This window comes from uncultured Flavobacterium sp., from assembly GCF_963925185.1.
Lineage (GTDB): Bacteria > Bacteroidota > Bacteroidia > Flavobacteriales > Flavobacteriaceae > Flavobacterium.
The window spans coordinates 114,871-137,840 of the sequence record NZ_CAWURC010000030.1 but is presented as its reverse complement, the minus strand read 5'-3'; the positions used below and the strand labels follow the sequence as shown (position 1 = coordinate 137,840).

The window sequence follows — 22,970 nt, the reverse complement described above, 5'->3', positions numbered from 1 at the left end:
CTAATTTCGCCATGAGTGACTTCGAAACGGTGAATATTTTCCCCAATGGCTTTTAATAATCTTTTGGCGTGTTGTGGTGTCAAGACAATTCTTGATTTCACTTTAGCTTTTGGAATACCAGGCATGATAGATACAAAATCCAACACAAACTCCGATGAAGAATGATTGATTATAGCCAAGTTGGAATAAATTCCTTCGGCAGTTTTTTCGTCCAACTCAATATTAATCTGTTCTTGTTGATTTGAATTATTCATATCTGTTTATTTTCTTCTCATTAGAGATGATTAATAAATATATTCTTCTTTATTCGCCATCATTTCATTGTAATCTTCATTCGAACCTACAATGGTATTGTCATATTCTCTCATACCGGTTCCGGCAGGAATTCTATGACCCACGATTACATTTTCTTTCAATCCTTCCAAGTAATCGATTTTACCTGCAACAGCAGCTTCGTTCAATACTTTAGTAGTTTCTTGGAAAGAGGCAGCCGAGATGAACGATTTCGTTTGAAGTGATGCTCTCGTGATCCCTTGTAAAACTGGAGTTGCTGTTGCAGTGATAACATCACGAGCCACAACTAGATTATTATCGGTGCGTTTCAATAGTGAGTTTTCATCACGTAATTCACGAGGAGAAATAATCTGACCTGGTTTTAAGCTACTAGAATCTCCAGCATCTTCAACTACTTTCATTCCGTATAATTTATCATTTTCGACGATAAAATCTTTGGTGTGAATTAATTGTTCTTCTAGGAATAAAGTATCTCCAGGATCTTGTACTCTTACTTTACGCATCATTTGACGTATTACTACTTCAAAGTGTTTGTCGTTTATTTTTACCCCTTGCAAACGGTACACTTCTTGAATTTCATTTACCAAATACTGTTGAACAGCAGCTGGACCTTGAATTCTCAAAATATCTTCCGGAGTAATGGCACCATCAGATAATGGCACACCCGCTCTTACAAAGTCGTTTTCTTGTACCAATATTTGGCTAGAAAGTTTAACTAAATATTTCTTAACCTCACCAAATTTAGATTCGATAATGATTTCGCGGTTTCCTCTTTTGATTTTTCCAAAAGAAACAACACCATCGATTTCCGAAACGACTGCTGGGTTCGAAGGGTTACGAGCTTCAAGCAATTCGGTAATTCTTGGTAGACCTCCGGTGATATCTCCTGATTTAGAAGAACGACGTGGAATTTTAACCAATACTTTACCTGCTTTAATTTTCTCCCCATTCTCTACCATTAAGTGGGCACCCACTGGTAAGTTATAAGAACGTATCAATTCACCGTCTTTACCGTAAACCAATAAAGTTGGGATTAATTTTTTAGCTCTAGATTCCGAAATTACTTTTTCTTGGAAACCGGTTTGCTCATCAATTTCAACCATGAAAGATTGACCTTGCTCTAAATCTTCGTAAGCAATTTTACCAGTGAATTCTGAAACAATAACTCCATTATAAGGATCCCATTTACAAATTGTTGTTCCTTTAGTTACTGATGCACCATCTTTAACGAAGATACTTGAACCGTAAGGAATGTTGTTTGCACTTAATAAAATACCTGTTTTTTCGTCAACTAATTTCAACTCCGTAGAACGAGAAACTACAATATCAACTGCATTTCCTTCGTTGTCTTCGCCTTTAACTGTTTTTAAATCTTCGAGTTCTATTTTACCACCAAATCTTGTAACAATACTTGATTCTTCAGAAATACCACCCGCAACCCCACCTACGTGGAAAGTACGTAATGTTAACTGAGTTCCAGGTTCTCCAATAGATTGAGCGGCAATTACACCAACTGCTTCTCCTTTTTGGGTCATTTTTCCTGTTGCCAAATTTCTACCGTAACATTTAGCGCAAATACCTTTCAATGCTTCACAAGTTAATGGAGAACGAACTTCTAATTTTTCAATTGGAGAAGCCTCTACTAATTTCGTGTAAAACTCGGTAATTTGTTCCCCTGCTTTGATAATAATCTCGTTAGTCATAGGATTGATAACATCTTGCAATGCCACACGTCCTAATATTCTTTCGCCTAAAGTTTCCACGATTTCCTCGTTCTTTTTCAATGCTGAAACTTCAACACCTCTTAAAGTACCACAATCTACCGTATTCACAATTACATCTTGAGAAACATCATGCAATCTTCTTGTCAAGTAACCCGCATCGGCTGTTTTCAAAGCCGTATCCGCAAGACCTTTACGCGCACCGTGAGTAGAAATAAAGTACTCCAGAATCGAAAGCCCTTCTTTAAAGTTAGAAAGAATTGGGTTTTCAATAATTTCACCACCTCCAGCAGTTGATTTTTTTGGCTTAGCCATCAAACCACGCATACCGGTTAACTGACGAATTTGTTCTTTAGAACCCCTCGCTCCAGAATCAAGCATCATATACACCGAGTTGAACCCTTGTTGGTCTTCTCTAATGTTTTTCATTGCTGTCTCTGTAAGCTGTGCATTTGTTGAAGTCCACACGTCAATAACTTGGTTGTAACGTTCGTTATTGGTGATAAGACCCATATTATAATTCGCAGAAATAGCTTGAACTTGCTCTCTTGCTTCAGCAATTAATATTGGTTTTTCATCTGGGATTCTAATATCTCCCAATGAGAATGACAATCCACCTTTGAAGGCAAATTTGTATCCCATGTCTTTCATGTTATCCAAGAAGGCAGCTGTTGTAGGTACATTAGTTACGCTTAAAACGTGACCGATAATGTCTCTCAAGTTTTTCTTGGTCAATACATCATTGATATAACCTGCAGCTTCTGGAACTACCTCGTTAAACAATACACGGCCTGCTGTTGTTTGAATAATTTTATAAACTAATTCACCCGCTTCGTTAAAATCTTTTGCACGAATTTTCACTCTAGCATTCAATTCTAAACGACCTTCATTCAATGCAATATTAGTTTCTTCAGCAGAATAGAACGTTAAGCCTTCGCCTAAAATTTTGTGTTCTGGAGTAGACAAACGCTCTTTGGTCATATAATATAGACCCAAAACCATGTCTTGAGAAGGCACCGTAATTGGCGCGCCATTTGCAGGATTCAGGATATTATGAGAAGCCAACATTAACAATTGTGCTTCCAAAATAGCTTCTGGTCCTAACGGCAAGTGAACCGCCATTTGATCCCCATCAAAATCCGCATTAAATGCAGTACACACTAAAGGGTGCAATTGGATTGCTTTTCCTTCAATTAATTTTGGTTGGAATGCTTGAATACCCAATCTGTGCAAAGTAGGAGCACGATTCAGTAAGATTGGGTGTCCTTTAATTACATTTTCAAGGATATCCCAAACAACAGGCTCTTTTTTGTCTATTATTTTCTTTGCCGATTTTACTGTTTTTACAATTCCTCTTTCTATCAATTTACGGATAACGAAAGGTTTGTATAATTCCGCTGCCATATCTTTAGGAATACCGCATTCGAACAATTTCAATTCAGGTCCAACAACAATTACCGAACGAGCAGAATAATCCACCCGTTTTCCAAGTAAGTTTTGACGGAAACGACCTTGTTTTCCTTTAAGGGAATCCGAAAGTGATTTCAATGGTCTGTTTGATTCTGTCTTTACAGCAGATGCTTTACGCGTATTATCGAAAAGGGAATCTACTGATTCTTGCAACATCCGTTTTTCGTTTCTCAAGATAACTTCTGGAGCTTTAATCTCCATTAATCTTTTCAAACGGTTGTTGCGTATAATTACACGACGGTATAAATCATTTAAATCTGAAGTGGCGAAACGACCCCCGTCAAGAGGCACAAGAGGACGTAATTCTGGTGGAATAACAGGTACCACTTTCATAATCATCCATTCTGGACGATTTTCGCGGTTCAAGTTAGACTCCCGGAAGGACTCCACTACGATTAATCTTTTTAATGCTTCCGTTTTACGTTGTTTAGACGTTTCGTTATTTGCAGAGTGACGCAAGTCATAAGACAATTGATCTAAATCGATACGAGCCAATAAATCCATAATACACTCTGCTCCCATTTTGGCAACAAATTTATTTGGATCAAAATCGTCTAGGTATTGATTGTCTGCAGGAAGGGTTTCTAAAACGTTTAGATATTCTTCTTCTGTTAAAAAGTCTAGTCTTTGTACTGGTTCTCCTTCTGGATTTTTTGCAATACCCGCTTGTATTACTACGTATCTTTCGTAGTAAATAATCATATCTAATTTCTTAGATGGTAATCCAAGGATATATCCAATTTTATTTGGAAGCGAACGGAAATACCAGATATGAGCAACAGGAACCACAAGATTAATGTGTCCTACTCTGTCTCTACGTACTTTTTTTTCTGTAACTTCTACACCACAACGGTCACAAATAATTCCTTTGTACCGAATTCTTTTGTATTTGCCACAAGCACATTCAAAATCTTTTACTGGTCCGAAAATACGTTCGCAGAAAAGACCATCACGTTCTGGTTTGTGTGTTCTATAATTGATAGTTTCCGGCTTTAATACTTCGCCTCTTGATTCTTTCAAGATAGATTCAGGAGAAGCTAGTCCTATCGAAATTTTGTTGAATCTTTTTACAGGATTCTTATCTTTATTGTTATTATTTCTATTGTTCATCATAGTTTTTACTATTGATTTATTTGCAATTAAAAATTAATTTTGTACTAACGTTGCAATGCAACATTTTTAATACCTCGGGTTACTTCTCTAAACTTCAAACAAAATTTTGAAGTGCTAATTATATAGACCATATAAAAAATCGGAACGATTTACGAGCATAAATCCTAAAAACTCTTATAAATGAGTAATCAGTTTTCAAATACTGCTATCTGAAAACTGAATACTGCAAACTTTTTTATTCTTCTAAACGAATGTCAAGTCCAAGACCTTTCAACTCATGCATTAATACATTGAAAGATTCTGGCAATCCTGGTTCTGGCATTGCTTCTCCTTTAACGATTGCTTCGTAAGTTTTAGCTCTACCTATTACATCATCCGATTTCACAGTCAATATTTCTCTAAGCGTACTTGATGCTCCATAAGCTTCAAGTGCCCAAACTTCCATCTCTCCAAAACGCTGACCTCCAAATTGAGCTTTACCACCCAATGGCTGTTGTGTAATCAAGGAATATGGTCCTATTGAACGTGCGTGCATTTTATCATCAACCATGTGACCCAATTTCAACATATAGATTACTCCAACTGTTGCTGCTTGGTGAAAACGTTCTCCTGTTCCTCCGTCGTAAAGATACGTATGTCCGAAACGTGGAATTCCAGCTTCATCAGTCAATTCGTTAATTTGGTCTAAAGTAGCACCATCAAAAATTGGAGTAGCAAATTTTCTACCCAAATTCTGTCCAGCCCAACCTAATACCGTTTCATAAATTTGACCAATGTTCATACGTGAAGGTACCCCAAGTGGATTCAATACAATATCAACTGGTGTTCCATCTTCTAAGAAAGGCATGTCTTCGTGACGAACGATACGAGCAACAATACCTTTGTTACCGTGACGTCCCGCCATTTTATCCCCAACTTTCAGTTTGCGTTTTTTGGCAACATATACTTTCGCTAATTTCAAAATCCCTGCTGGCAATTCATCACCAACAGTAATCGTAAATTTCTCTCTACGTAATGCTCCTTGTAAATCGTTCAACTTAATTTTATAGTTATGAATTAAATCATTCACCATTTTATTAGTGGCGTCATCTGCGACCCATTGTCCTTTACTTAAGTGAGCAAAATCTTCAACAGCATAAAGCATTTTTTGAGTATATTTTTTACCTTTTGGTAAAACTTCTTCACCCAAATCATTCATTACACCCTGAGAGGTTTTTCCGTTTATGATTAAGAATAATTTTTCTATTAATTTGTCTTTTAATTCAACAAATTTAGTTTCAAATTCTATTTCTAAAGCCGCCAAAGCGTCTTTGTCTTGGGTACGTTTGCGTTTGTCTTTTACCGCTCTTGCGAACAATTTTTTATCTAAAACAACACCGTGTAAAGATGGAGAGGCTTTTAATGAGGCATCTTTCACGTCTCCTGCTTTATCCCCGAAGATGGCACGAAGCAATTTTTCTTCTGGAGTAGGATCCGATTCCCCTTTTGGAGTAATTTTACCGATAAGAATGTCGCCAGGTTTAACTTCGGCACCAATTCTAATCATACCATTTTCATCTAAATCTTTAGTAGCTTCTTCAGAAACGTTCGGAATGTCGTTCGTTAATTCTTCGTTACCTAATTTAGTATCTCTCACTTCCAATGAATAATCATCGACGTGAATAGAAGTAAAAATATCGTCACGAACCACTTTTTCAGAAATCACAATCGCATCCTCAAAATTATACCCTTTCCATGGCATAAAAGCAACTTTTAGGTTACGACCTAAAGCTAATTCCCCATTTTGAGTAGCATATCCTTCTGACAATACTTGCCCAAGTGTCACTCTGTCTCCTCTTCTTACGATAGGTTTTAGGTTGATACTTGTCCCTTGATTGGTTTTTCTAAATTTAATTAGATTGTATGTTTTTTCATCTTCTTCAAAACTTACCATTCTTTCTTCCTCAGAACGGTCGTATTTAATTGTGATGATATTGGCATCTACGTATTCTACAACTCCAGGACCTTCGGCATTAATTAATACTCTAGAATCTGAAGCTACTTGACGTTCTAAACCTGTTCCTACAATTGGCGCTTCCGGGCGAATTAATGGTACGGCTTGACGCATCATGTTAGATCCCATCAAGGCTCTATTCGCATCATCATGTTCCAAGAAAGGAATTAATGAAGCTGAAATGGAAGCAATTTGGTTAGGAGCAACATCGGCATAATCAACTTTTGTTGGGCTGATTACCGGGAAATCCCCTTCTTGACGTGCAATTACATTGTCAGAAAGGATTTTTCCTGTAGCATCCATTTCAATATTTGCCTGAGAGATCATCATCCCTTCTTCTTCCTCAGCGCTTAAGTAAACTGGAGTAGAAACTAAGTCTACCACTCCTTTAGTTACTTTACGATACGGTGTTTCGATGAAACCCATTCCGTTTACTTTGGCATAAACTCCAAGTGATGAAATCAAACCAATGTTTGGTCCCTCAGGAGTTTCAATTGGACATAAACGTCCGTAATGCGTATAGTGAACGTCACGTACTTCGAAACCGGCTCTTTCTCTAGAAAGTCCACCTGGCCCAAGTGCTGATAATCTTCTTTTGTGCGTAATCTCAGCGAGTGGATTCGTTTGATCCATAAATTGAGACAACTGGTTTGTACCAAAGAAAGAGTTGATTACTGATGATAATGTTTTGGCATTAATCAAATCAATAGGTGTAAACACCTCGTTATCTCTAACGTTCATTCTCTCGCGAATGGTTCTAGCCATACGAGCCAAACCTACTCCAAATTGTTGAGACAATTGTTCACCAACTGTTCTAACACGACGGTTTGACAAGTGATCGATATCATCAATATCTGCTTTGGCATTGATTAATTCGATCAAATATTTTACTATGGTAATGATGTCTTCTTTGGTAAGCACTTGCTTTTCCATCGGAGTATCAAGACCCAGTTTTTTGTTAATTCTATAACGGCCTACTTCCCCTAAGTTGTAACGTTGGTCAGAGAAAAACAATTTATCTATGATACCACGAGCCGTTTCTTCATCAGGCGGTTCTGCATTACGCAATTGTCTGTAGATGTGCTCAACGGCTTCTTTTTCAGAATTGGTTGGATCTTTTTGTAACGTATTGTGGATGATGGAATAATCAACTACATTATTATCTTCCTTGTGTAACAAAATAGATTTTACGTTAGAATCGATGATTTCTTCCACATTATCTTTGTCGATAACAGTATCTCTATCAAGGATAATTTCGTTACGTTCGATAGAAACAACTTCGCCGGTATCTTCATCCACGAAATCTTCATGCCAAGTGTTTAACACACGAGCTGCTAATTTTCTACCAATATATTTTTTAAGTCCTGTTTTTGAAACTTTAATTTCTTCGGCAAGGTCAAAAATTTCAAGGATATCTTTATCACTTTGAAACCCTATCGCTCTAAAAAGAGTAGTTACAGGTAATTTTTTCTTTCTATCGATATAAGCGTACATTACACTATTAATATCGGTTGAAAATTCTATCCAAGAACCTTTAAAAGGAATTACTCGGGCAGAATACAATTTTGTTCCATTTGCATGGAAGGATTGACCAAAGAAAACCCCAGGAGAACGGTGCAATTGAGAAACAACAACACGCTCGGCGCCATTGATTACAAAAGTACCGGAAGGAGTCATGTAAGGAATTGTTCCAAGATATACGTCTTGAACAATAGTTTCAAAATCTTCGTGCTCTGGATCTGTACAATATAGTTTTAACCTTGCTTTTAAAGGCACACTATACGTAAGCCCTCTTTCAATACATTCTTGAATTGTGTAACGGGGTGGATCTACAAAGTAATCGAGGAACTCCAATACAAAGTTGTTTCTAGTATCTGTAATTGGAAAGTTTTCCATGAAGGTGTTGTATAAACCTTCGTCGCCTCTTTCGTCAGATTTAGTTTCCAATTGGAAAAAATCTTTAAACGATTTAACCTGAACATCTAAAAAATCTGGATAGTCAGGAATGTTTTTGGTAGAGGCAAAATTCAATCTTTCAGTCTGATTAGTTATCATCTATGGACAAAATTTTGATTAAAAAAAGTAATTTTTTGTGTAAAACACTATTTATTTTATAAAACAATCAATACTTTCTTTTTATAATCAATACCTCTTTAAAAATAATTCGAAAGTTTTACCCTTCTCCTTGATTTTCTTTCATCGTATTGATTTAAAAACCTTTTCGTATTTTAAACTATTTTATAATAAAATTGGATATAATTTTATTATACGAAAAAGGGTTTAGGTCATTGAAAGTATATTTCAAGACCTAAACCTAGTTCTCTAAAGCGAGTTGAATTATTTTAATTCAACAACAGCTCCAGCTTCTTCTAAAGATTTTTTAAGCCCTTCAGCTTCTTCTTTAGTTACACCTTCTTTGACGTTACTTGGAGCACTATCAACTACATCTTTAGCTTCTTTCAAACCTAAACCGGTAAGTTCTTTTACCATTTTTACAACAGCTAATTTAGAAGGACCAGCTTCTTTTAATACTACTGTAAATTCAGTTTGAGCTTCTTCAGCAGCGGCTTCTCCACCACCTGAAACTACTACAGCTGCAGCAGCTGGTTCGATTCCGTACTCGTCTTTTAATATTGTTGCTAATTCGTTAACTTCTTTTACAGTTAAATTAACTAATTGTTCTGCGAATTGTTTCAAATCTGCCATTTTTTCTATCGTTTTAAAATGATTTGTTAAATATAATTTATTTATTGTGCGCGTTTTAATACGCTTAATTCAAACTATTTCTAGTTTAATTAAGCTACCTCTTCGATTTTGTCGAATTGGTTTAGAAGAGCAGAAATAACTCTTTGAGCTGGTGATTGAAGTAATCCAATGATTTCGCCAATAAGTTCTTCTTTCGATTTGATAGTTGCCAAGGCATCTAGTTGATCGTCTCCAATATAAATTTCAGCATTGATGTAAGCTCCTTTTAAAACAGGCTTATCATTTTTTTTACGGAAATCTTTAATTATTTTTCCAGGTGCGTTAGCCACATCTGCAATAAAAATAGCGCTATTACCTGTCAATACAGATGGTAAATCACCATAATCATTAGCTGAAGCTTCCATTGCTTTTGCAAGCAAAGTATTTTTAACTACCTCTAATTTTATACCCGCTTTAAAGCAAGCTCTTCTCAGGTTTGAAGTTGATTCTGCATTTAGTCCAGAAATATCAGATACATAAACAATGTTTGTACCAGCTAACTGTGCAGTTAAATCTTCAATCGCGATTGATTTTTCTTCTCTAGTCATACTAAAAATTTTTAACTACCAATTATACTGCTTTTGGATCCAATGCAATTGCAGGACTCATCGTGCTAGTTAGGTAAATACTTTTGATGTAAGTTCCTTTAGCCGCAGTTGGTTTAAGTTTGATTAATGTTTGAATAATTTCGTGAGCGTTATCTACAATTTTATCAGCATCGAAAGAAATTCTTCCAATTCCTGCATGTATGATACCGGTTTTATCAACTTTAAAGTCAATTTTACCCGCTTTCACTTCTTGAACAGCTTTTGCAACATCCATAGTTACCGTACCTGTTTTAGGGTTTGGCATTAAACCTCTAGGTCCTAAAATACGACCTAATGGACCTAATTTACCCATTACACTTGGCATGGTGATAATTACATCAACATCTGTCCAACCATCTTTAATTTTCTGTAAATACTCGTCAAGACCTACATAGTCTGCACCAGCTGCTAAAGCTTCCGCTTCTTTGTCTGGAGTAACCAATGCAAGTACTTTTACGTCTTTACCAGTTCCATGAGGTAATGCTACCACACCTCTAACCATTTGATTCGCTTTTCTTGGATCTACACCCAAACGTACTGCGATATCAACCGACTCATCAAATTTTGCAGAAGCAACTAATTTTATCAATGCCGCAGCATCTTTTAAAGAGTATAGTTTATTCTTTTCAATTTTTGAAGCAGCCTCTTTTTGCTTTTTTGTCAATTTTGCCATGTCTTACGCTTGTTTTAGAGGAGATTCTCCTGATACAGTTATACCCATAGATCTAGCTGTTCCTGCGATCATGCTCATAGCAGACTCGATTGTGAATGCATTTAAATCAACCATCTTGTCTTCCGCGATTGCTTTAATAACATCCCAAGTAACGCTAGCTACTTTCTTACGATTTGGTTCTCCTGAACCAGATTTAAGCTTTGCCGCGTCCATTAACTGAACAGCAGCTGGTGGTGTTTTTACAACAAAATCGAAAGATTTGTCTTTATACACTGTAATTTGCACTGGGCAAATTTTACCTGGTTTATCTTGGGTTCTCGCATTAAACTGCTTACAGAACTCCATGATATTAACACCAGCAGCACCTAAAGCAGGTCCAACCGGTGGCGACGGGTTCGCAGCACCTCCCTTAACTTGTAGTTTAACTACTTTACTAATCTCTTTAGCCATTTTTTAAAAATTTAACACATTTTCGTGGAAGCGAAAATGCTACTTATTATAGTTGTAACAAAAATTATACTTTTTCAACCTGCATAAACCCTAGCTCCAACGGTGTTTTTCTTCCGAAAATTTTAACCATCACTTCTAATTTACGCTTTTCTTCATTAATTTTTTCAACAGTTCCATTGAAACCATTGAAAGGACCATCAATAACTTTGATAGTTTCACCTATATTGAACGGTATAGAACGCGTATCGGTATTTACGGCCAATTCATCTACTTTACCCAACATTCTGTTAACTTCAGAAAGTCGTAATGGTACCGGTTCTCCTCCTTTTATTTCACCTAAAAAACCAATCACACTTGTTATTGACTTGATAATATGAGGAATTTCTCCAACAAGATTGGCTTCAATCATTACATAACCAGGAAAATATACTTTATCCTTGGTTATCTTTTTTCCGTCTTTTACAGTAACTACTTTTTCGGTAGGAACTAGAACTTGTGAAACATAATCACCCATTGCTAGTCTAGCGATTTCGGTTTCGATGTAAGCCTTCACTTTGTTCTCTTGTCCGCTTACTGCTCGAACGACATACCATTTTTTCATATTATTATCTGCCATAACAAAAAAATTATGCTTTTAACCAGTTAAAAAATCCAGCAATTGATTTTGCAAAAAATTCATCTACGCCCCATGTTGCCATAGCGAGTATTACTGAAAAAACAGCAACAACAATTGTTAGACGTTGCACTTCGGCCCATTCTGTCCAAGTTACATTTGATCTTAATTCTTCAAATGCTTCTGATAGGTAATTAAAAACTTTTGTCATTATGATTTATTTTTTTGGCACGGGCGGAGGGATTCGAACCCCCATCAACGGTTTTGGAGACCGCTATTCTACCCTTGAACTACGCCCGTTCGTTAAAAACCAGTAACACCCACAAAGGCGTTACTGGCTTTATAAATTATTTTATAGAATTAAGCTACTATCTCAGTTACCTGACCAGCACCTACAGTTCTACCACCTTCACGGATAGCGAAACGTAATCCTACGTTCATAGCGATAGGACTTAACAAAGCAACATTGATTGTTAAGTTGTCTCCTGGCATTACCATCTCTACCCCTTCTGGTAAAGTAATAACTCCAGTTACATCAGTTGTACGAACGTAAAACTGTGGACGATAGTTGTTATGAAATGGTGTGTGACGACCACCTTCTTCTTTTTTCAAGATATAAACCTCAGCTTTAAATGTAGCGTGTGGTTTTACTGAACCTGGCTTAATGATAACCATTCCTCTTTTAATAGATTCTTTATCAACACCACGTAACAATAAACCTACGTTATCTCCAGCTTCACCTCTGTCAAGGATTTTACGGAACATTTCAACTCCAGTAACTGTAGAAGTTAATTTTTCAGCTCCCATACCAATGATTTCCACAGGATCTCCTGTGTTTGCAATACCTGTTTCGATACGACCTGTAGCTACAGTTCCACGACCAGTAATTGTAAATACATCTTCAACTGGCATCAAGAAAGGTTTTGCAATATCACGAACTGGTTCTTCAATCCAAGTATCACAAGCTTCCATTAATTCTAAAATTTTTGGAGTCCAAGCTGGATCGTTATTCAATCCACCAAGAGCCGAACCTTGAATTACAGGACAATTGTCTCCATCATATTCATAGAAATTTAATAAATCTCTAATTTCCATTTCAACAAGTTCCAACAATTCTTCATCATCAACCATATCCACTTTATTCATGAATACAACCATTCTAGGAATACCAACTTGGCGACCTAATAGGATGTGCTCACGTGTTTGTGGCATTGGTCCGTCTGTAGCAGCTACAACTAGAATTGCACCGTCCATTTGAGCAGCACCTGTAACCATGTTCTTTACGTAATCCGCGTGACCAGGACAGTCAACGTGTGCGTAGTGACGGTTAGCAGTTTCGTACTCAACGTGAGAAGTATTAATTGTAATACCTCTTTCTTTTTCTTCTGGAGCATTATCAATTTGATCAAATGATTTTGCTTGACAGTAACCAGCATCAGATAACACTTTAGTTATTGCTGCAGTTAAAGTTGTTTTTCCGTGATCGACATGCCCAATTGTTCCTATGTTAAGGTGGGGTTTGTTACGGTTAAAGGTTTCTTTTGCCATTTTACTTAGTTTTTAATCTTTATTAATTTATTAGTGTTCAATTTTATACTTTTTTTGAGCCAACTACGGGAATTGAACCCGTGACCTCTTCCTTACCAAGGAAGCACTCTACCTCTGAGCTAAGTCGGCAGAGAGTTTATTTTAAATTTATGAATTTAGATTTACGTAAATCTGAAATCTGAAATCTAAAATCTTAACTTCATACTTGTGGATTAGCTCCCAAAAGGTCGCTGATCCTGCACCGAAGTTTTCGGTGCTCAAACTTTTAACTCAAATTTACTCGAAAGCGAGCTTTCGGATAAACTATTGTTATTCAGGATTAGCTCCCAAAAGGTCGCTGATCCTGCACCGAAGTTTTCGGTGCTCAAACTTTTAACTCAAATTTACTCGAAAGCGAGCTTTCGGATAAATTTTCTTTAAAAGTTTGTGGGGAGAGCAGGATTCGAACCTGCGAAGTTCACACAGCAGATTTACAGTCTGCCCTCGTTGGCCGCTTGAGTATCTCCCCAATTTTTTATTAATACCTCGACAATTTTAGAGCCGGCGGAGGGACTCGAACCCACGACCTGCTGATTACAAATCAGCTGCTCTAGCCAACTGAGCTACGCTGGCAAAATTAATAAAAAAAGTCCGCTATTTCTAACGGACTGCAAATGTATATCTTTTTGTTTTTTAATCAAACTTTTTTTAATGAAAATTTATATTAAATATTTGATTTGATTTTTTCTTTCCTTTTTACCAACATACGCTCAAGCGATTCTGCTGATTGTTCTACTGCTTCTTCAAAAGTTTTACACTGCTTTTTGACGATAAAACCATCTCCAGGAACATGAACCTTCATCTCCACAATTTTATTTTCCTTGTCACTTGTTTTTTCTACTTTCAAAAAAACATCAGATGAAACTACCTTGTCATAGTACTTTTCTAACTTATCCATTCTTTCCTGAACAAAATCTACTAATTTTCCGTCAACTGTAAAGTTAACCGCATGAACATTTACTTTCATAATCAAAATTTTTATTGGTTAAACATATTAGAATTATTTTTGATTTCTTGGATGAGCCACTTCATAAATTTTTTTTAACTCTGACAGACTGCTATGCGTATAAATTTGCGTTGACGCCAAACTTGAATGTCCCAATAATTCTTTTACTGAATTTAAATCGGCTCCGTTGTTTAATAGATGGGTAGCAAATGTATGTCTTAATATATGAGGACTTTTCTTTACTTTCTCGGAGACTTTACTAAAGTACGAATTAATTAATCGATACACAAAGGAATCGTTTAACTTTAACCCTTTTTTTGTGAGAAAAAAATAGTCAATATCCGTAACATTCTCTAAACGTGCTCTTTCGTGAAAATACAAAATTAACTGCTTTACAATAATTGGCAACACCGGAAGAATTCGCTCTTTGTTTCTTTTACCAAGAACTTTAATCGTATTATTGAAGGTGTTAACGTTGTTGTTTTTTAGATGAATTAACTCCGTTCTCCTGACTCCCGTAGTATAAAACAAATCGATTATAAGCTTGTCTCTTATAGCTTCAAAACCTTCTGGATTTTGAATTTGACTTAACACTTCGGCAACTTCTTTTTCGGAAAACGGAATTTGAAGCGTTTTGGGAGTTTTTAACGCTTTGTGTTTAATAAGAGGACTTACTTCTATTTGTTTTGTTTTTAAAAGAAATTTATAAAACGCTTTTAAAGAGGCAATCTTTCTATTGACTGAAACATTCGACAAATTATCATCTACAAGCGAAACAATCCAAGTCCTGATTTGGCTGTAGTTTACACCTTCTATATTTTCCTCGTTGAATTGATTTTTGTTGAACGACTCGAAGAATCCTATGTCAGTCAAATATGCATTTATGGTGTGTGGAGAATACTTTTTCTCCAATTGAAGATAATATTTAAATGCATCTTTATTATTAGTCATAAAAAAAACCGTTAGTATCAAAGGTATTAAACTTTAATGACTAACGGTTGTATTTTGAGTAGTTATTATCTAACTTTCTAAATTATCTCTCATATTTTGGATATAAGCCGCTTTTTGAATTTTCTTTCTATTTATAATAGAAGGTTTAATAAAAGCAGTACGCGCTCTTAGTTGACGAACCGTTCCTGTTTTATCAAATTTTCTTTTATAGCGCTTTAATGCTCTATCGATATTTTCTCCGTCTTTAATTGGTATAATTAACATAATATTGACACCCCCTTTCTTTAGGCTGCAAAAGTAATCAAACTTTTGAATTATGAATTATAAATTACGGATTATTTTTGGAAAAATTTGAAAAGAGGAGAGACAAAGAGATAAAAGACTAAAATAAAGAGTTAAAAAAAAACCAAGATGCAATTTCTCATTTCTTGGCTTTAGATCCATTATCTATCCGTCTATTTCAATATATTTCTCGCAATAACTACTTTTTGAATCTCAGTAGTTCCCTCGCCAATAGTACACAATTTCGAATCTCTGTAGAATTTCTCCACTGGATAATCCTTGATGTATCCATAACCACCATGAATTTGCACTGCTTCGCTGGCCACTCTTACACAAACTTCTGAAGAATACATTTTGCTCATAGCCCCGAGTGTAGTCATATTTCGGTTGTTGTTTTTCAAAAAAGCCGCTTTGTGCAACAGCAATTCCGAAGCTTCAATTTCGGTTGCCATATCGGCTAACTTAAACGAAATTCCCTGGAATTCACTAATTGGTTTTCCAAATTGATGTCTTTCTTTTGAATATTTTAATGCCGCTTCATACGCTCCTTTTGCAATTCCGAGAGATAAAGCTCCAATAGAAATTCTTCCTCCATCTAATATTTTCATGGATTGAACAAATCCCTCACCCACTTCGCCTAATCGATTCGCATCTGGAATTCGGCAATTGTCAAATATCAATTCGGCGGTTTCGCTAGCGCGCATTCCTAATTTATTTTCTTTTTTTCCGGAGGTAAATCCCGGCATCCCTTTTTCGAAAACAAAAGCCGTCATTCCTTTCGAATCCCCTTTTTTTCCAGTGCGAACAATAACCACGGCGATATCGCCAGATTTTCCGTGCGTGATGAAATTTTTGGCTCCGTTTACAATCCAATGATCGCCATCTTTAACTGCGGTGGTATTCATTCCGCCAGCATCAGAGCCCGTGTTGTGTTCAGTTAATCCCCAAGCACCAATATGCTCGGCTGTAGCCAATTTTGGAATCCATTTTTTCTTTTGTTCTTCGTTTCCAAAAGCCAAAATATGATTGGTACATAACGAATTATGAGCCGCAACAGATAAGCCAATTGATGGGTCTACTTTGGAAATTTCTTCGATAATGGCTATATATTCATGATAACCCAATCCAGAACCCCCAAGTTCTTCTGGGACCAAAACCCCCATAAAACCCATTTCGCCCAGTTTTTTGAATAAGGGAATCGGAAAAGTTTGCGCTTCGTCCCACTCCATTATATAAGGTCTAATATTTATTTCTGCAAAATCCCTAATAGATTGTGCAATCATTGCTTGTGTTTCGCTGTAATCGAAGTTCATCAGAATAGGATATTATTTAAAAATTCAAATATAAGGCTATAATGTTTGCCTTATCAATAGACAAACCTTTAATTTTTGTTAAATCGTCAATGTTTTTGATATCTCCATTCATACTCCGAAAAGTAACTATATTTTTTGAAATCGGATATTTGAAATACGGAAACTGAGAGAGTTCCTTAATTGATGCGTTGTTAATGTCTATTTTTTTGAAGTTTGGAAGCACTGAAACCTTGAAATGCGAATTCAAATTATCGATAACCTCAGGCGAAAGCCCCCAAACCTCATTCATTTGTTCCATCGAAACAAGGACCCCTAGACTTTCCTTAAATTTTAAAATCCGAAGCGAAATAGCCTCGCCGATGCCATAAATTTTGATTAAATCTTCTTGAGTCGCTAGATTGATGTCGATTAGGACTATTTTCTCTTTTTTAGCGAAATCTGTATAGGGCGCCTTTTTATAGTCCTTAAATTCCTTTCTATTATTTACCCAATCCGGAAATTTGAAATAAGGCGAAATGGCGTTCAACAAGGAATCAGAAACTTTTGTGACGGCTTGAAATTCTTTTGGTGAATTCACATATTTATTTTCTTTTCGAAAAGCAAGTAGTCGGTCTATTTCGGATACCGACATTCCGAGTTTATATCCTTTAAAATCGGTGATAAAATTTGGATTAAAAGGATAAATCTTTGGGACATAATCCCGCTTATCCTGTTTCATTGAATCAATTTTTGATTGCAGCGAAAGCCATTTTTCTTTTTCAGGAGAAGCTGAAGAAAAAGAACTGAAATCAGCAAAAAAATAAACCAATTGCAAGGCGATGATAATAAAAAATAATAGAAAAATTCCCGCTCGCTGGCCTCTAGAAAAGTTAAAATAGGACTTTATTGTTTCAAAATTCATTGAAAAAGTAATTTAGAAACTCTAAAAATAAGAAATATTACATGAAATAGCCCTTTCTTTTATAGAAATGTAAAAAGACAAAAAAGAAATTTAAAAAAATTCGGATTTCTATATTGTCGCAACATTAAAAAAACAATACATTTGAAAACTAATAACAATAAACCATAAATATATGTCAATTTGGAAAAGAAAACCATTAGCCCTGCTTTTAGCTGAAGCGGATGATTCTGAAAAAGGATTAAAGAAAACATTAACTGCGCCAGGGTTAGTCGCACTTGGAATTGGTGCCATAATTGGTGCAGGATTATTTTCAATAACAGGGTTGGCGGCAGCAAATAACGCTGGCCCAGCAATAACTATTTCATTTCTTGTAGCTGCTTTAGGTTGTCTTTTTGCAGGATTATGTTATGCTGAATTTTCTTCGATGATTCCCGTTGCAGGAAGTGCTTATACTTATTCCTTCGCGACAATGGGTGAATTTGTTGCTTGGATAATTGGTTGGGATTTAGTTCTGGAATATGCAGTTGGGGCCGCAACAGTTTCTATTAGTTGGTCCCGGTATTTTGGTAAATTTCTAGGAGGCTATGGAATTCATATTAATGACGCCTATATGCTTTCTCCGTTTGAAGGCGGAATTATAAATATTCCCGCCGTTTTAATCGTCATGATTATGTCCTTTCTTTTAATTCGTGGAACACAAGAATCGGCTTTTGTAAATGGAATTATCGTTTTGTTAAAAGTGACTGTCGTTTTGGCGTTCATTGCAGTAGGATGGCAATATATAAGACCCGAAAATTACACGCCTTACATACCGGAAAATACTGGAAATTTTGGAGAATTTGGATTCTCAGGAATAATTAGAGCGGCCGCCATCGTATTTTTTGCTTATATAGGTTTTGATGCTGTTTCGACTGCAGCACAAGAAGCCAAGAATCCTAAAAGAGATATGCCGATCGGTATATTATTGTCATTGGCAATATGTACGGTTCTTTACATCCTTTTTGCTCACGTTATGACTGGAGTAGTAAATTATCAAGCATTTGCTGGAAAAGATGGAATTGCACCCGTTGCAATTGCAGTTGAAGCAATGGGAACAGTTGGTCCAAATGGAATGATAACACCGGCTTATCCGTGGTTGAACAACGCTATTTTATTAGCTATTTTAGGTGGGTATTCATCCGTGATTTTAGTGATGCTAATGGGACAAAGCAGAGTGTTTTTCTCGATGAGTAAAGACGGTTTAATGCCAAAAGTGTTTTCAGAAGTACATTCTAAATTTAGAACTCCTGCCAAAAACAATATGCTGTTTATGGTAATTGTAAGTGTTTTTGCAGCTTTTGTTCCTGCAAGAGTTGTTGGAGAAATGACAAGTATTGGAACTTTATTCGCGTTCATCTTAGTTTGCATAGGGGTATTAATTATGCGTAAGAAAATGCCTGAAGCTCCTAGAGGTTTCAGAACACCATTAGTTCCTTTTGTTCCAATTGCGGGAGTAGTTGTTTGCTTATTTATGATGGTGTTTTTACCATTAGACACTTGGATTCGTCTAATCGTTTGGATGATGATTGGTTTTGATCTTTACTTATTCTACGGAATGAAAAACAGCGTCTTAAACAAAGGGGAATTCAGTTTGAAAAGTTATAAAATCGTTTCCGCTTCTGGCTTAGGAATGGTGCTAGCGCTAATTATTGTAGCCTATATCAACCATTTAAACGTGAATGTTGAGGAAACTTTCTTGTTTTATTTCTCTATTGTTTTTGCATCAATACACGCATTAATTTATACTTATGGTTTCAAAAAAATGAAGTAAATACTCTTTTAAATAAAAAGAGGGATTATAAAGTTTAACTTTATAATCCCTCTTTTTATTTATAGTCATTCCCTACAAGTCAAAAACCGAAGTGCGTTTTGCTCTAACTAAGTCTTTAAGACGAATCCAAAAAGCTAATGTTAAATAAACCCCAAACCATAACCCAGCGGTAACAAATGAAATATAAATAAAAAATAAGCGAACACTGGTTACACGCATTCCCAATTTATCTGCAAGTCGTGAGGAGACATGAAAACCATGTTTTTCGAAAAAATATTTTAATTTTATAACTGCAGTCATTTACAAAAGTTAGTTGTCGTCTGTAAAATTACTACATTTTCTAATTCTTTTTCAATAATTCCATCCCAATTCCACATTCAAGGCAGCGACTTTTGTTGCAATATTCACTTTTGAGCTGTAGCAAAGATTGGGATTCGAAAGCGTTTTTGGGCTTGATTCCAAAGGAACTGAACTTATCCATAATTGTATTTTTCTCGGAATTGACTTCATTCATTAATTGAATCAACACTTCGGAGATTTCCTCACCCTTGCTTTTGGCATATGCAAATTGAATTGGAATCAGTGTGTTTATAATTAATAAATCGATAAATGACTTAGATAATTTTTTGGTTTTCTTCGGGTTTTCTTTATCAAACTGATAGTGATTTTTCCAATAACTTGATACTGAAACATCAAAGAATTTATAAATACTCTTGGCTGAATTTGGGGTACCTATTTTTGAAAATAAATTTTGGTGAGTGTGGTATAAAAAGGCCAATTGCGACAATCTAATCGTAGGGAAATTATCAGGACGGTGTTTAAAAAACTGCACAGGAGCTACTATTCCTTTGTCTATTTGGTATTTGTGCAGCAAGTAAAAATGCCTAAATTTTAAATCCTTGAAATAATTATCTTCCTTTTCTAATTCTAGTAATCCCGCATTCCCAAGAAGCAAAGCTTCCAAGTTTTCAACCTCGAAACTTTCTTTTCTAATGATGGAAAACGGAATCGATTGTGCAATTTTTAAAAAAGTTTCGCCATTGGTGTTCAATCCAAAATTTTTAGCCAAGAGGCAAAACAACACTGCTTCCCAATCGTTATTGGTTTGTTCTAACAACTCGTAAATGGGTTTCGATTTTCTTTCTAATCGTTCAAAAAATAAACGTTCTTGCCAGTTTATCAAGGCAAACTTATCTATTTCTTTTAGTTGTTTTTCGCAAAAAATCCAAGATTTAGGTGTCATTAAGGATTGATAATCCGCTATTATTGATGTATCAACAAATTTCTTGAGCACTAGAACCGGAATTTCGGTATTGTTGGTTCTGAAAATTTCGGTGTCGTGTTCCCAAACCACGTGAAGAATCACATTTTCGTAAGCTACATCTCTTTCGTGATGATGAACATACCAATCAGATGATTTGAGATGAATTTCAACATTTCCTGCCCATTTTTGGTCTCCAATAACAATTTGAGCATTAAAAAAATCGGGGCCAGCGAGTTCTAGGTATTGCCCAACATTGACAATGGTAATTTCCTCTCCAATGGAAGTTTTTAAATTCAAGGTATCAAATTTCTTGAATTTCCAAAGGTAATGAAGAAACTCTTCTTTCATTTTCAAGCTTTTAGATTGATGACTAAAGTAGTGAAAAATTGTAACCGTAAGTAATTTATTGCATCAAATACAATTTGGCGCAAGCACGAGCATCTGACAACGCTTCGTGGTGGTTCAATTCAACTCTCATTTCACGGCAGCAATCGCTCAATTTGGTTGGTTTTAATCCTTTGCCTTTATAAATTTTTACGGTACATTGCCATCGAGAGCCAATATTCAAATCCTCATAATTTAAACCATAAAGGGCCATCGATTTAGCAAGCACATTTCTATCAAAGCTTTCGTTATGTGCAACAATCACTCGGTTTTGTAGCCGTTTTTGGATTTCAGGAAATACCTGTGGAAACGTTTTTGCTTTCTCCGTGTCGCGTGGATAAATGCCATGAACCGCAATTGTAAAAGGGGAATATTCGTTTTTAGGGGGTTTGATTAATGTGACATATTCGTCAACAATTACTCCATTTTCGACGGTCACAATCCCGACGGCACACGGATGGAATGATATTGCTGTTTCAAAATCTATAGCTGTGAAGGTCATTTTGATTAATTATTTTATAGACCCAATGATATCATACTTTGTAATAATGTGATGGCTTCCGTTTTCTAAATCGACCAAAACGGCTTCATTTTCCTTGGTAAACAACCTGGAGACTTCTTCAATTGTGGTACCGAGTTTCACAATAGGATACGGTTTTCCCATAATTTCGCGAATGGGTCTTTCGGCAGAATTAGTGTCGTTCACATAACTTTCGAACAAATCCGTTTCGTCAACTGAACCTACAAAACCCGTAGTATCTATAACCGGAATTTGCGAAATTTTGTATTTTCGCATTCGTTCTATAGCGTGCGAAACGAGTTCTTCGGTACGAACCACTATCAATGGTCTGGAAAGGTTTTCCCTAATAATATCTTCCGCTTTTGTAATTTTTTCGTCTAAAAAACCACGTTCTCGCATCCAGTCATCATTAAACATTTTGCCCACATATCGGCTTCCAGAATCGTGGAATATAACCACAACAACATCTTCGGGTTTGAAATGTTCCTTGAGTTGTAGCAACCCTTTTATAGCTGCGCCAGCAGAATTCCCAACAAATATTCCTTCTTCGAGTGCTATTTTCCGAGTATAAACAGCGGCATCCTTGTCGGTTACTTTTGTAAATCCGTCGATGAGTGAAAAATCGACATTTTTAGGTAAAATATCTTCGCCAATACCTTCGGTGATATAGGAATAGATTTCGTTTTCGTCGAAAATTCCGGTTTCGTGGTATTTTTTAAACACAGAACCATAGGTGTCAATTCCCCATATTTTAATATTTGGATTTTTTTCTTTCAAGAATTTTCCAACTCCAGAAATCGTCCCGCCAGTACCAACACCAGAAACAAAATGGGTGATTTTACCTTCGGTTTGTTTCCATATTTCAGGGCCAGTTTGTTGATAATGAGCCAATGAATTAGATAAATTATCGTACTGGTTTACATACCAAGAATTAGGCGTTTCTGCCGCTAATTTTTTAGAAACGGAATAATACGAACGTGGATCATTTGGTTCTACATCAGTAGGACAAACGACAACTTTAGCTCCGACAGCGCGAAGAATGTCCATTTTTTCCTTGGATTGTTTGTCAGAAATCACGCAAATCAATTTATATCCTTTGATAATCGCGACCAATGCCAGTCCCATTCCGGTGTTTCCAGAAGTTCCTTCGATAATGGTTCCCCCTGGTTTTAGTCTTCCATCAGCTTCAGCATCTTCAATCATTTTTACGGCCATGCGGTCTTTTACGGAATTTCCTGGATTAAAAGTTTCTACTTTGGCAAGAACCAAAGCCTTAATTTCCGAAACGACCTTGTTTAGTTTTACTAAAGGTGTTCCTCCAATTGTGCCTAAAATGTTTTCTGAATATTCCAT

At 36.0% G+C, this 22,970-nt stretch carries 20 protein-coding genes and 4 tRNA genes; 1 reads left to right on the top strand and 23 read right to left on the bottom strand.

Going from position 1 to position 22,970, the window contains the following annotated elements:
* The 19 genes from AABM59_RS07315 to AABM59_RS07225 form a co-directional block, all read right to left on the bottom strand.
* On the bottom strand, positions 1 to 254 hold a 254-nt coding region (locus AABM59_RS07315), incomplete at its 3' end, for a DUF3467 domain-containing protein (protein ID WP_338408307.1).
* Between the two features lie 30 nt (positions 255 to 284).
* Complete coding sequence (rpoC, locus tag AABM59_RS07310; protein WP_338408306.1) at positions 285 to 4,598, bottom strand: DNA-directed RNA polymerase subunit beta'; 4,314 nt, start codon at positions 4,596 to 4,598, stop codon at positions 285 to 287.
* A gap of 235 nt (positions 4,599 to 4,833) precedes the next feature.
* Positions 4,834 to 8,646, bottom strand: a complete 3,813-nt coding sequence (gene rpoB, locus AABM59_RS07305; protein WP_338408305.1) for a DNA-directed RNA polymerase subunit beta — start codon at positions 8,644 to 8,646, stop codon at positions 4,834 to 4,836.
* A 282-nt stretch (positions 8,647 to 8,928) separates the two neighbouring features.
* Positions 8,929 to 9,297, bottom strand: coding sequence for a 50S ribosomal protein L7/L12 (gene rplL, locus AABM59_RS07300; RefSeq protein ID WP_338408304.1), 369 nt, complete (start codon positions 9,295 to 9,297; stop codon positions 8,929 to 8,931).
* A gap of 89 nt (positions 9,298 to 9,386) precedes the next feature.
* Positions 9,387 to 9,884, bottom strand: coding sequence for a 50S ribosomal protein L10 (gene rplJ / locus AABM59_RS07295; RefSeq protein ID WP_338408303.1), 498 nt, complete (start codon positions 9,882 to 9,884; stop codon positions 9,387 to 9,389).
* Between the two features lie 22 nt (positions 9,885 to 9,906).
* Positions 9,907 to 10,596, bottom strand: a complete 690-nt coding sequence (gene rplA / locus AABM59_RS07290) for a 50S ribosomal protein L1 (RefSeq protein WP_338408302.1) — start codon at positions 10,594 to 10,596, stop codon at positions 9,907 to 9,909.
* Between the two features lie 3 nt (positions 10,597 to 10,599).
* Entirely contained in the window at positions 10,600 to 11,046 is a 447-nt protein-coding gene (rplK, locus tag AABM59_RS07285; protein ID WP_338408301.1) for a 50S ribosomal protein L11, read from the bottom strand.
* A 64-nt stretch (positions 11,047 to 11,110) separates the two neighbouring features.
* A complete protein-coding gene (gene nusG, locus AABM59_RS07280; protein WP_338408300.1) occupies positions 11,111 to 11,662 on the bottom strand; it encodes a transcription termination/antitermination protein NusG in 552 nt (183 codons plus the stop codon).
* 10 nt (positions 11,663 to 11,672) lie between these two features.
* On the bottom strand, positions 11,673 to 11,870 hold the full coding sequence (locus AABM59_RS07275; protein WP_338408299.1) for a preprotein translocase subunit SecE: 198 nt from the start codon (positions 11,868 to 11,870) through the stop codon (positions 11,673 to 11,675).
* 15 nt (positions 11,871 to 11,885) lie between these two features.
* Positions 11,886 to 11,959: transfer RNA gene (locus AABM59_RS07270), tRNA-Trp, on the bottom strand.
* Between the two features lie 60 nt (positions 11,960 to 12,019).
* Complete coding sequence (gene tuf / locus AABM59_RS07265; protein ID WP_338408298.1) at positions 12,020 to 13,207, bottom strand: elongation factor Tu; 1,188 nt, start codon at positions 13,205 to 13,207, stop codon at positions 12,020 to 12,022.
* Between the two features lie 57 nt (positions 13,208 to 13,264).
* Positions 13,265 to 13,336 (bottom strand) — tRNA-Thr (locus AABM59_RS07260).
* Positions 13,337 to 13,634: 298 nt separating this feature from the next.
* Positions 13,635 to 13,715 (bottom strand) — tRNA-Tyr (locus AABM59_RS07255).
* Between the two features lie 30 nt (positions 13,716 to 13,745).
* Positions 13,746 to 13,819, bottom strand: a tRNA-Thr gene (locus tag AABM59_RS07250).
* A 91-nt stretch (positions 13,820 to 13,910) separates the two neighbouring features.
* Positions 13,911 to 14,213 carry a ribosome-associated translation inhibitor RaiA gene (raiA, locus tag AABM59_RS07245; RefSeq protein WP_338408297.1) on the bottom strand — a complete coding sequence of 101 codons (303 nt, stop codon included), beginning with the start codon at positions 14,211 to 14,213 and terminating at the stop codon, positions 13,911 to 13,913.
* A 33-nt stretch (positions 14,214 to 14,246) separates the two neighbouring features.
* Complete coding sequence (locus tag AABM59_RS07240) at positions 14,247 to 15,143, bottom strand: tyrosine-type recombinase/integrase (RefSeq protein ID WP_338408296.1); 897 nt, start codon at positions 15,141 to 15,143, stop codon at positions 14,247 to 14,249.
* Positions 15,144 to 15,212: 69 nt separating this feature from the next.
* Positions 15,213 to 15,407, bottom strand: coding sequence for a 30S ribosomal protein S21 (gene rpsU / locus AABM59_RS07235; RefSeq protein WP_338408295.1), 195 nt, complete (start codon positions 15,405 to 15,407; stop codon positions 15,213 to 15,215).
* A 191-nt stretch (positions 15,408 to 15,598) separates the two neighbouring features.
* A complete protein-coding gene (locus AABM59_RS07230; protein WP_338408294.1) occupies positions 15,599 to 16,738 on the bottom strand; it encodes an acyl-CoA dehydrogenase family protein in 1,140 nt (379 codons plus the stop codon).
* Positions 16,739 to 16,754: 16 nt separating this feature from the next.
* Positions 16,755 to 17,639 carry a helix-hairpin-helix domain-containing protein gene (locus tag AABM59_RS07225; RefSeq protein ID WP_338408293.1) on the bottom strand — a complete coding sequence of 295 codons (885 nt, stop codon included), beginning with the start codon at positions 17,637 to 17,639 and terminating at the stop codon, positions 16,755 to 16,757.
* A gap of 172 nt (positions 17,640 to 17,811) precedes the next feature.
* On the opposite strand from AABM59_RS07225, the gene AABM59_RS07220 reads away from it, so the two are divergent.
* The gene (locus AABM59_RS07220) at positions 17,812 to 19,449 is read left to right on the top strand and encodes an amino acid permease (RefSeq protein WP_338408292.1); all 1,638 of its coding nucleotides are present in this window, start codon (positions 17,812 to 17,814) and stop codon (positions 19,447 to 19,449) included.
* Positions 19,450 to 19,521: 72 nt separating this feature from the next.
* On the opposite strand, the gene AABM59_RS07215 is transcribed toward AABM59_RS07220, so the two are convergent.
* From AABM59_RS07215 to AABM59_RS07200, 4 genes are read right to left on the bottom strand one after another with little or no spacing between them, the layout of a single operon-like run.
* Positions 19,522 to 19,749, bottom strand: a complete 228-nt coding sequence (locus tag AABM59_RS07215; RefSeq protein ID WP_338408291.1) for a PspC domain-containing protein — start codon at positions 19,747 to 19,749, stop codon at positions 19,522 to 19,524.
* Positions 19,750 to 19,789: 40 nt separating this feature from the next.
* Positions 19,790 to 21,061 (bottom strand): DUF2851 family protein, encoded by a 1,272-nt coding sequence (locus tag AABM59_RS07210; protein WP_338408290.1) that lies wholly within the window; start codon positions 21,059 to 21,061, stop codon positions 19,790 to 19,792.
* A 55-nt stretch (positions 21,062 to 21,116) separates the two neighbouring features.
* Complete coding sequence (locus AABM59_RS07205) at positions 21,117 to 21,599, bottom strand: 3'-5' exonuclease (RefSeq protein WP_338408289.1); 483 nt, start codon at positions 21,597 to 21,599, stop codon at positions 21,117 to 21,119.
* A 9-nt stretch (positions 21,600 to 21,608) separates the two neighbouring features.
* Positions 21,609 to 22,970 carry a pyridoxal-phosphate dependent enzyme gene (locus tag AABM59_RS07200; protein WP_338408288.1) on the bottom strand — a complete coding sequence of 454 codons (1,362 nt, stop codon included), beginning with the start codon at positions 22,968 to 22,970 and terminating at the stop codon, positions 21,609 to 21,611.

Excerpts from the sequence above, each read along its gene's own strand:
- raiA (WP_338408297.1), bottom strand. The coding sequence starts at position 14,213 with ATGAAAGTAAATGTTCATGCGGTTAACTTTACAGTTGACGGAAAATTA.
- AABM59_RS07205 (WP_338408289.1), bottom strand. The coding sequence starts at position 21,599 with ATGACCTTCACAGCTATAGATTTTGAAACAGCAATATCATTCCATCCG.
- rplL (WP_338408304.1), bottom strand. The coding sequence starts at position 9,297 with ATGGCAGATTTGAAACAATTCGCAGAACAATTAGTTAATTTAACTGTA.
- tuf (WP_338408298.1), bottom strand. The coding sequence starts at position 13,207 with ATGGCAAAAGAAACCTTTAACCGTAACAAACCCCACCTTAACATAGGA.
- AABM59_RS07220 (WP_338408292.1), top strand. The coding sequence starts at position 17,812 with ATGTCAATTTGGAAAAGAAAACCATTAGCCCTGCTTTTAGCTGAAGCG.
- AABM59_RS07230 (WP_338408294.1), bottom strand. The coding sequence starts at position 16,738 with ATGAACTTCGATTACAGCGAAACACAAGCAATGATTGCACAATCTATT.
- rpoC (WP_338408306.1), bottom strand. The coding sequence starts at position 4,598 with ATGATGAACAATAGAAATAATAACAATAAAGATAAGAATCCTGTAAAA.
- AABM59_RS07240 (WP_338408296.1), bottom strand. The coding sequence starts at position 15,143 with ATGACTAATAATAAAGATGCATTTAAATATTATCTTCAATTGGAGAAA.
- rplK (WP_338408301.1), bottom strand. The coding sequence starts at position 11,046 with ATGGCTAAAGAGATTAGTAAAGTAGTTAAACTACAAGTTAAGGGAGGT.
- rpoB (WP_338408305.1), bottom strand. The coding sequence starts at position 8,646 with ATGATAACTAATCAGACTGAAAGATTGAATTTTGCCTCTACCAAAAAC.
- AABM59_RS07200 (WP_338408288.1), bottom strand. The coding sequence starts at position 22,970 with ATGGAATATTCAGAAAACATTTTAGGCACAATTGGAGGAACACCTTTA.
- nusG (WP_338408300.1), bottom strand. The coding sequence starts at position 11,662 with ATGGCAGATAATAATATGAAAAAATGGTATGTCGTTCGAGCAGTAAGC.
- AABM59_RS07210 (WP_338408290.1), bottom strand. The coding sequence starts at position 21,061 with ATGAAAGAAGAGTTTCTTCATTACCTTTGGAAATTCAAGAAATTTGAT.
- rpsU (WP_338408295.1), bottom strand. The coding sequence starts at position 15,407 with ATGTTAATTATACCAATTAAAGACGGAGAAAATATCGATAGAGCATTA.
- AABM59_RS07215 (WP_338408291.1), bottom strand. The coding sequence starts at position 19,749 with ATGACTGCAGTTATAAAATTAAAATATTTTTTCGAAAAACATGGTTTT.
- AABM59_RS07275 (WP_338408299.1), bottom strand. The coding sequence starts at position 11,870 with ATGACAAAAGTTTTTAATTACCTATCAGAAGCATTTGAAGAATTAAGA.
- rplJ (WP_338408303.1), bottom strand. The coding sequence starts at position 9,884 with ATGACTAGAGAAGAAAAATCAATCGCGATTGAAGATTTAACTGCACAG.
- AABM59_RS07225 (WP_338408293.1), bottom strand. The coding sequence starts at position 17,639 with ATGAATTTTGAAACAATAAAGTCCTATTTTAACTTTTCTAGAGGCCAG.
- rplA (WP_338408302.1), bottom strand. The coding sequence starts at position 10,596 with ATGGCAAAATTGACAAAAAAGCAAAAAGAGGCTGCTTCAAAAATTGAA.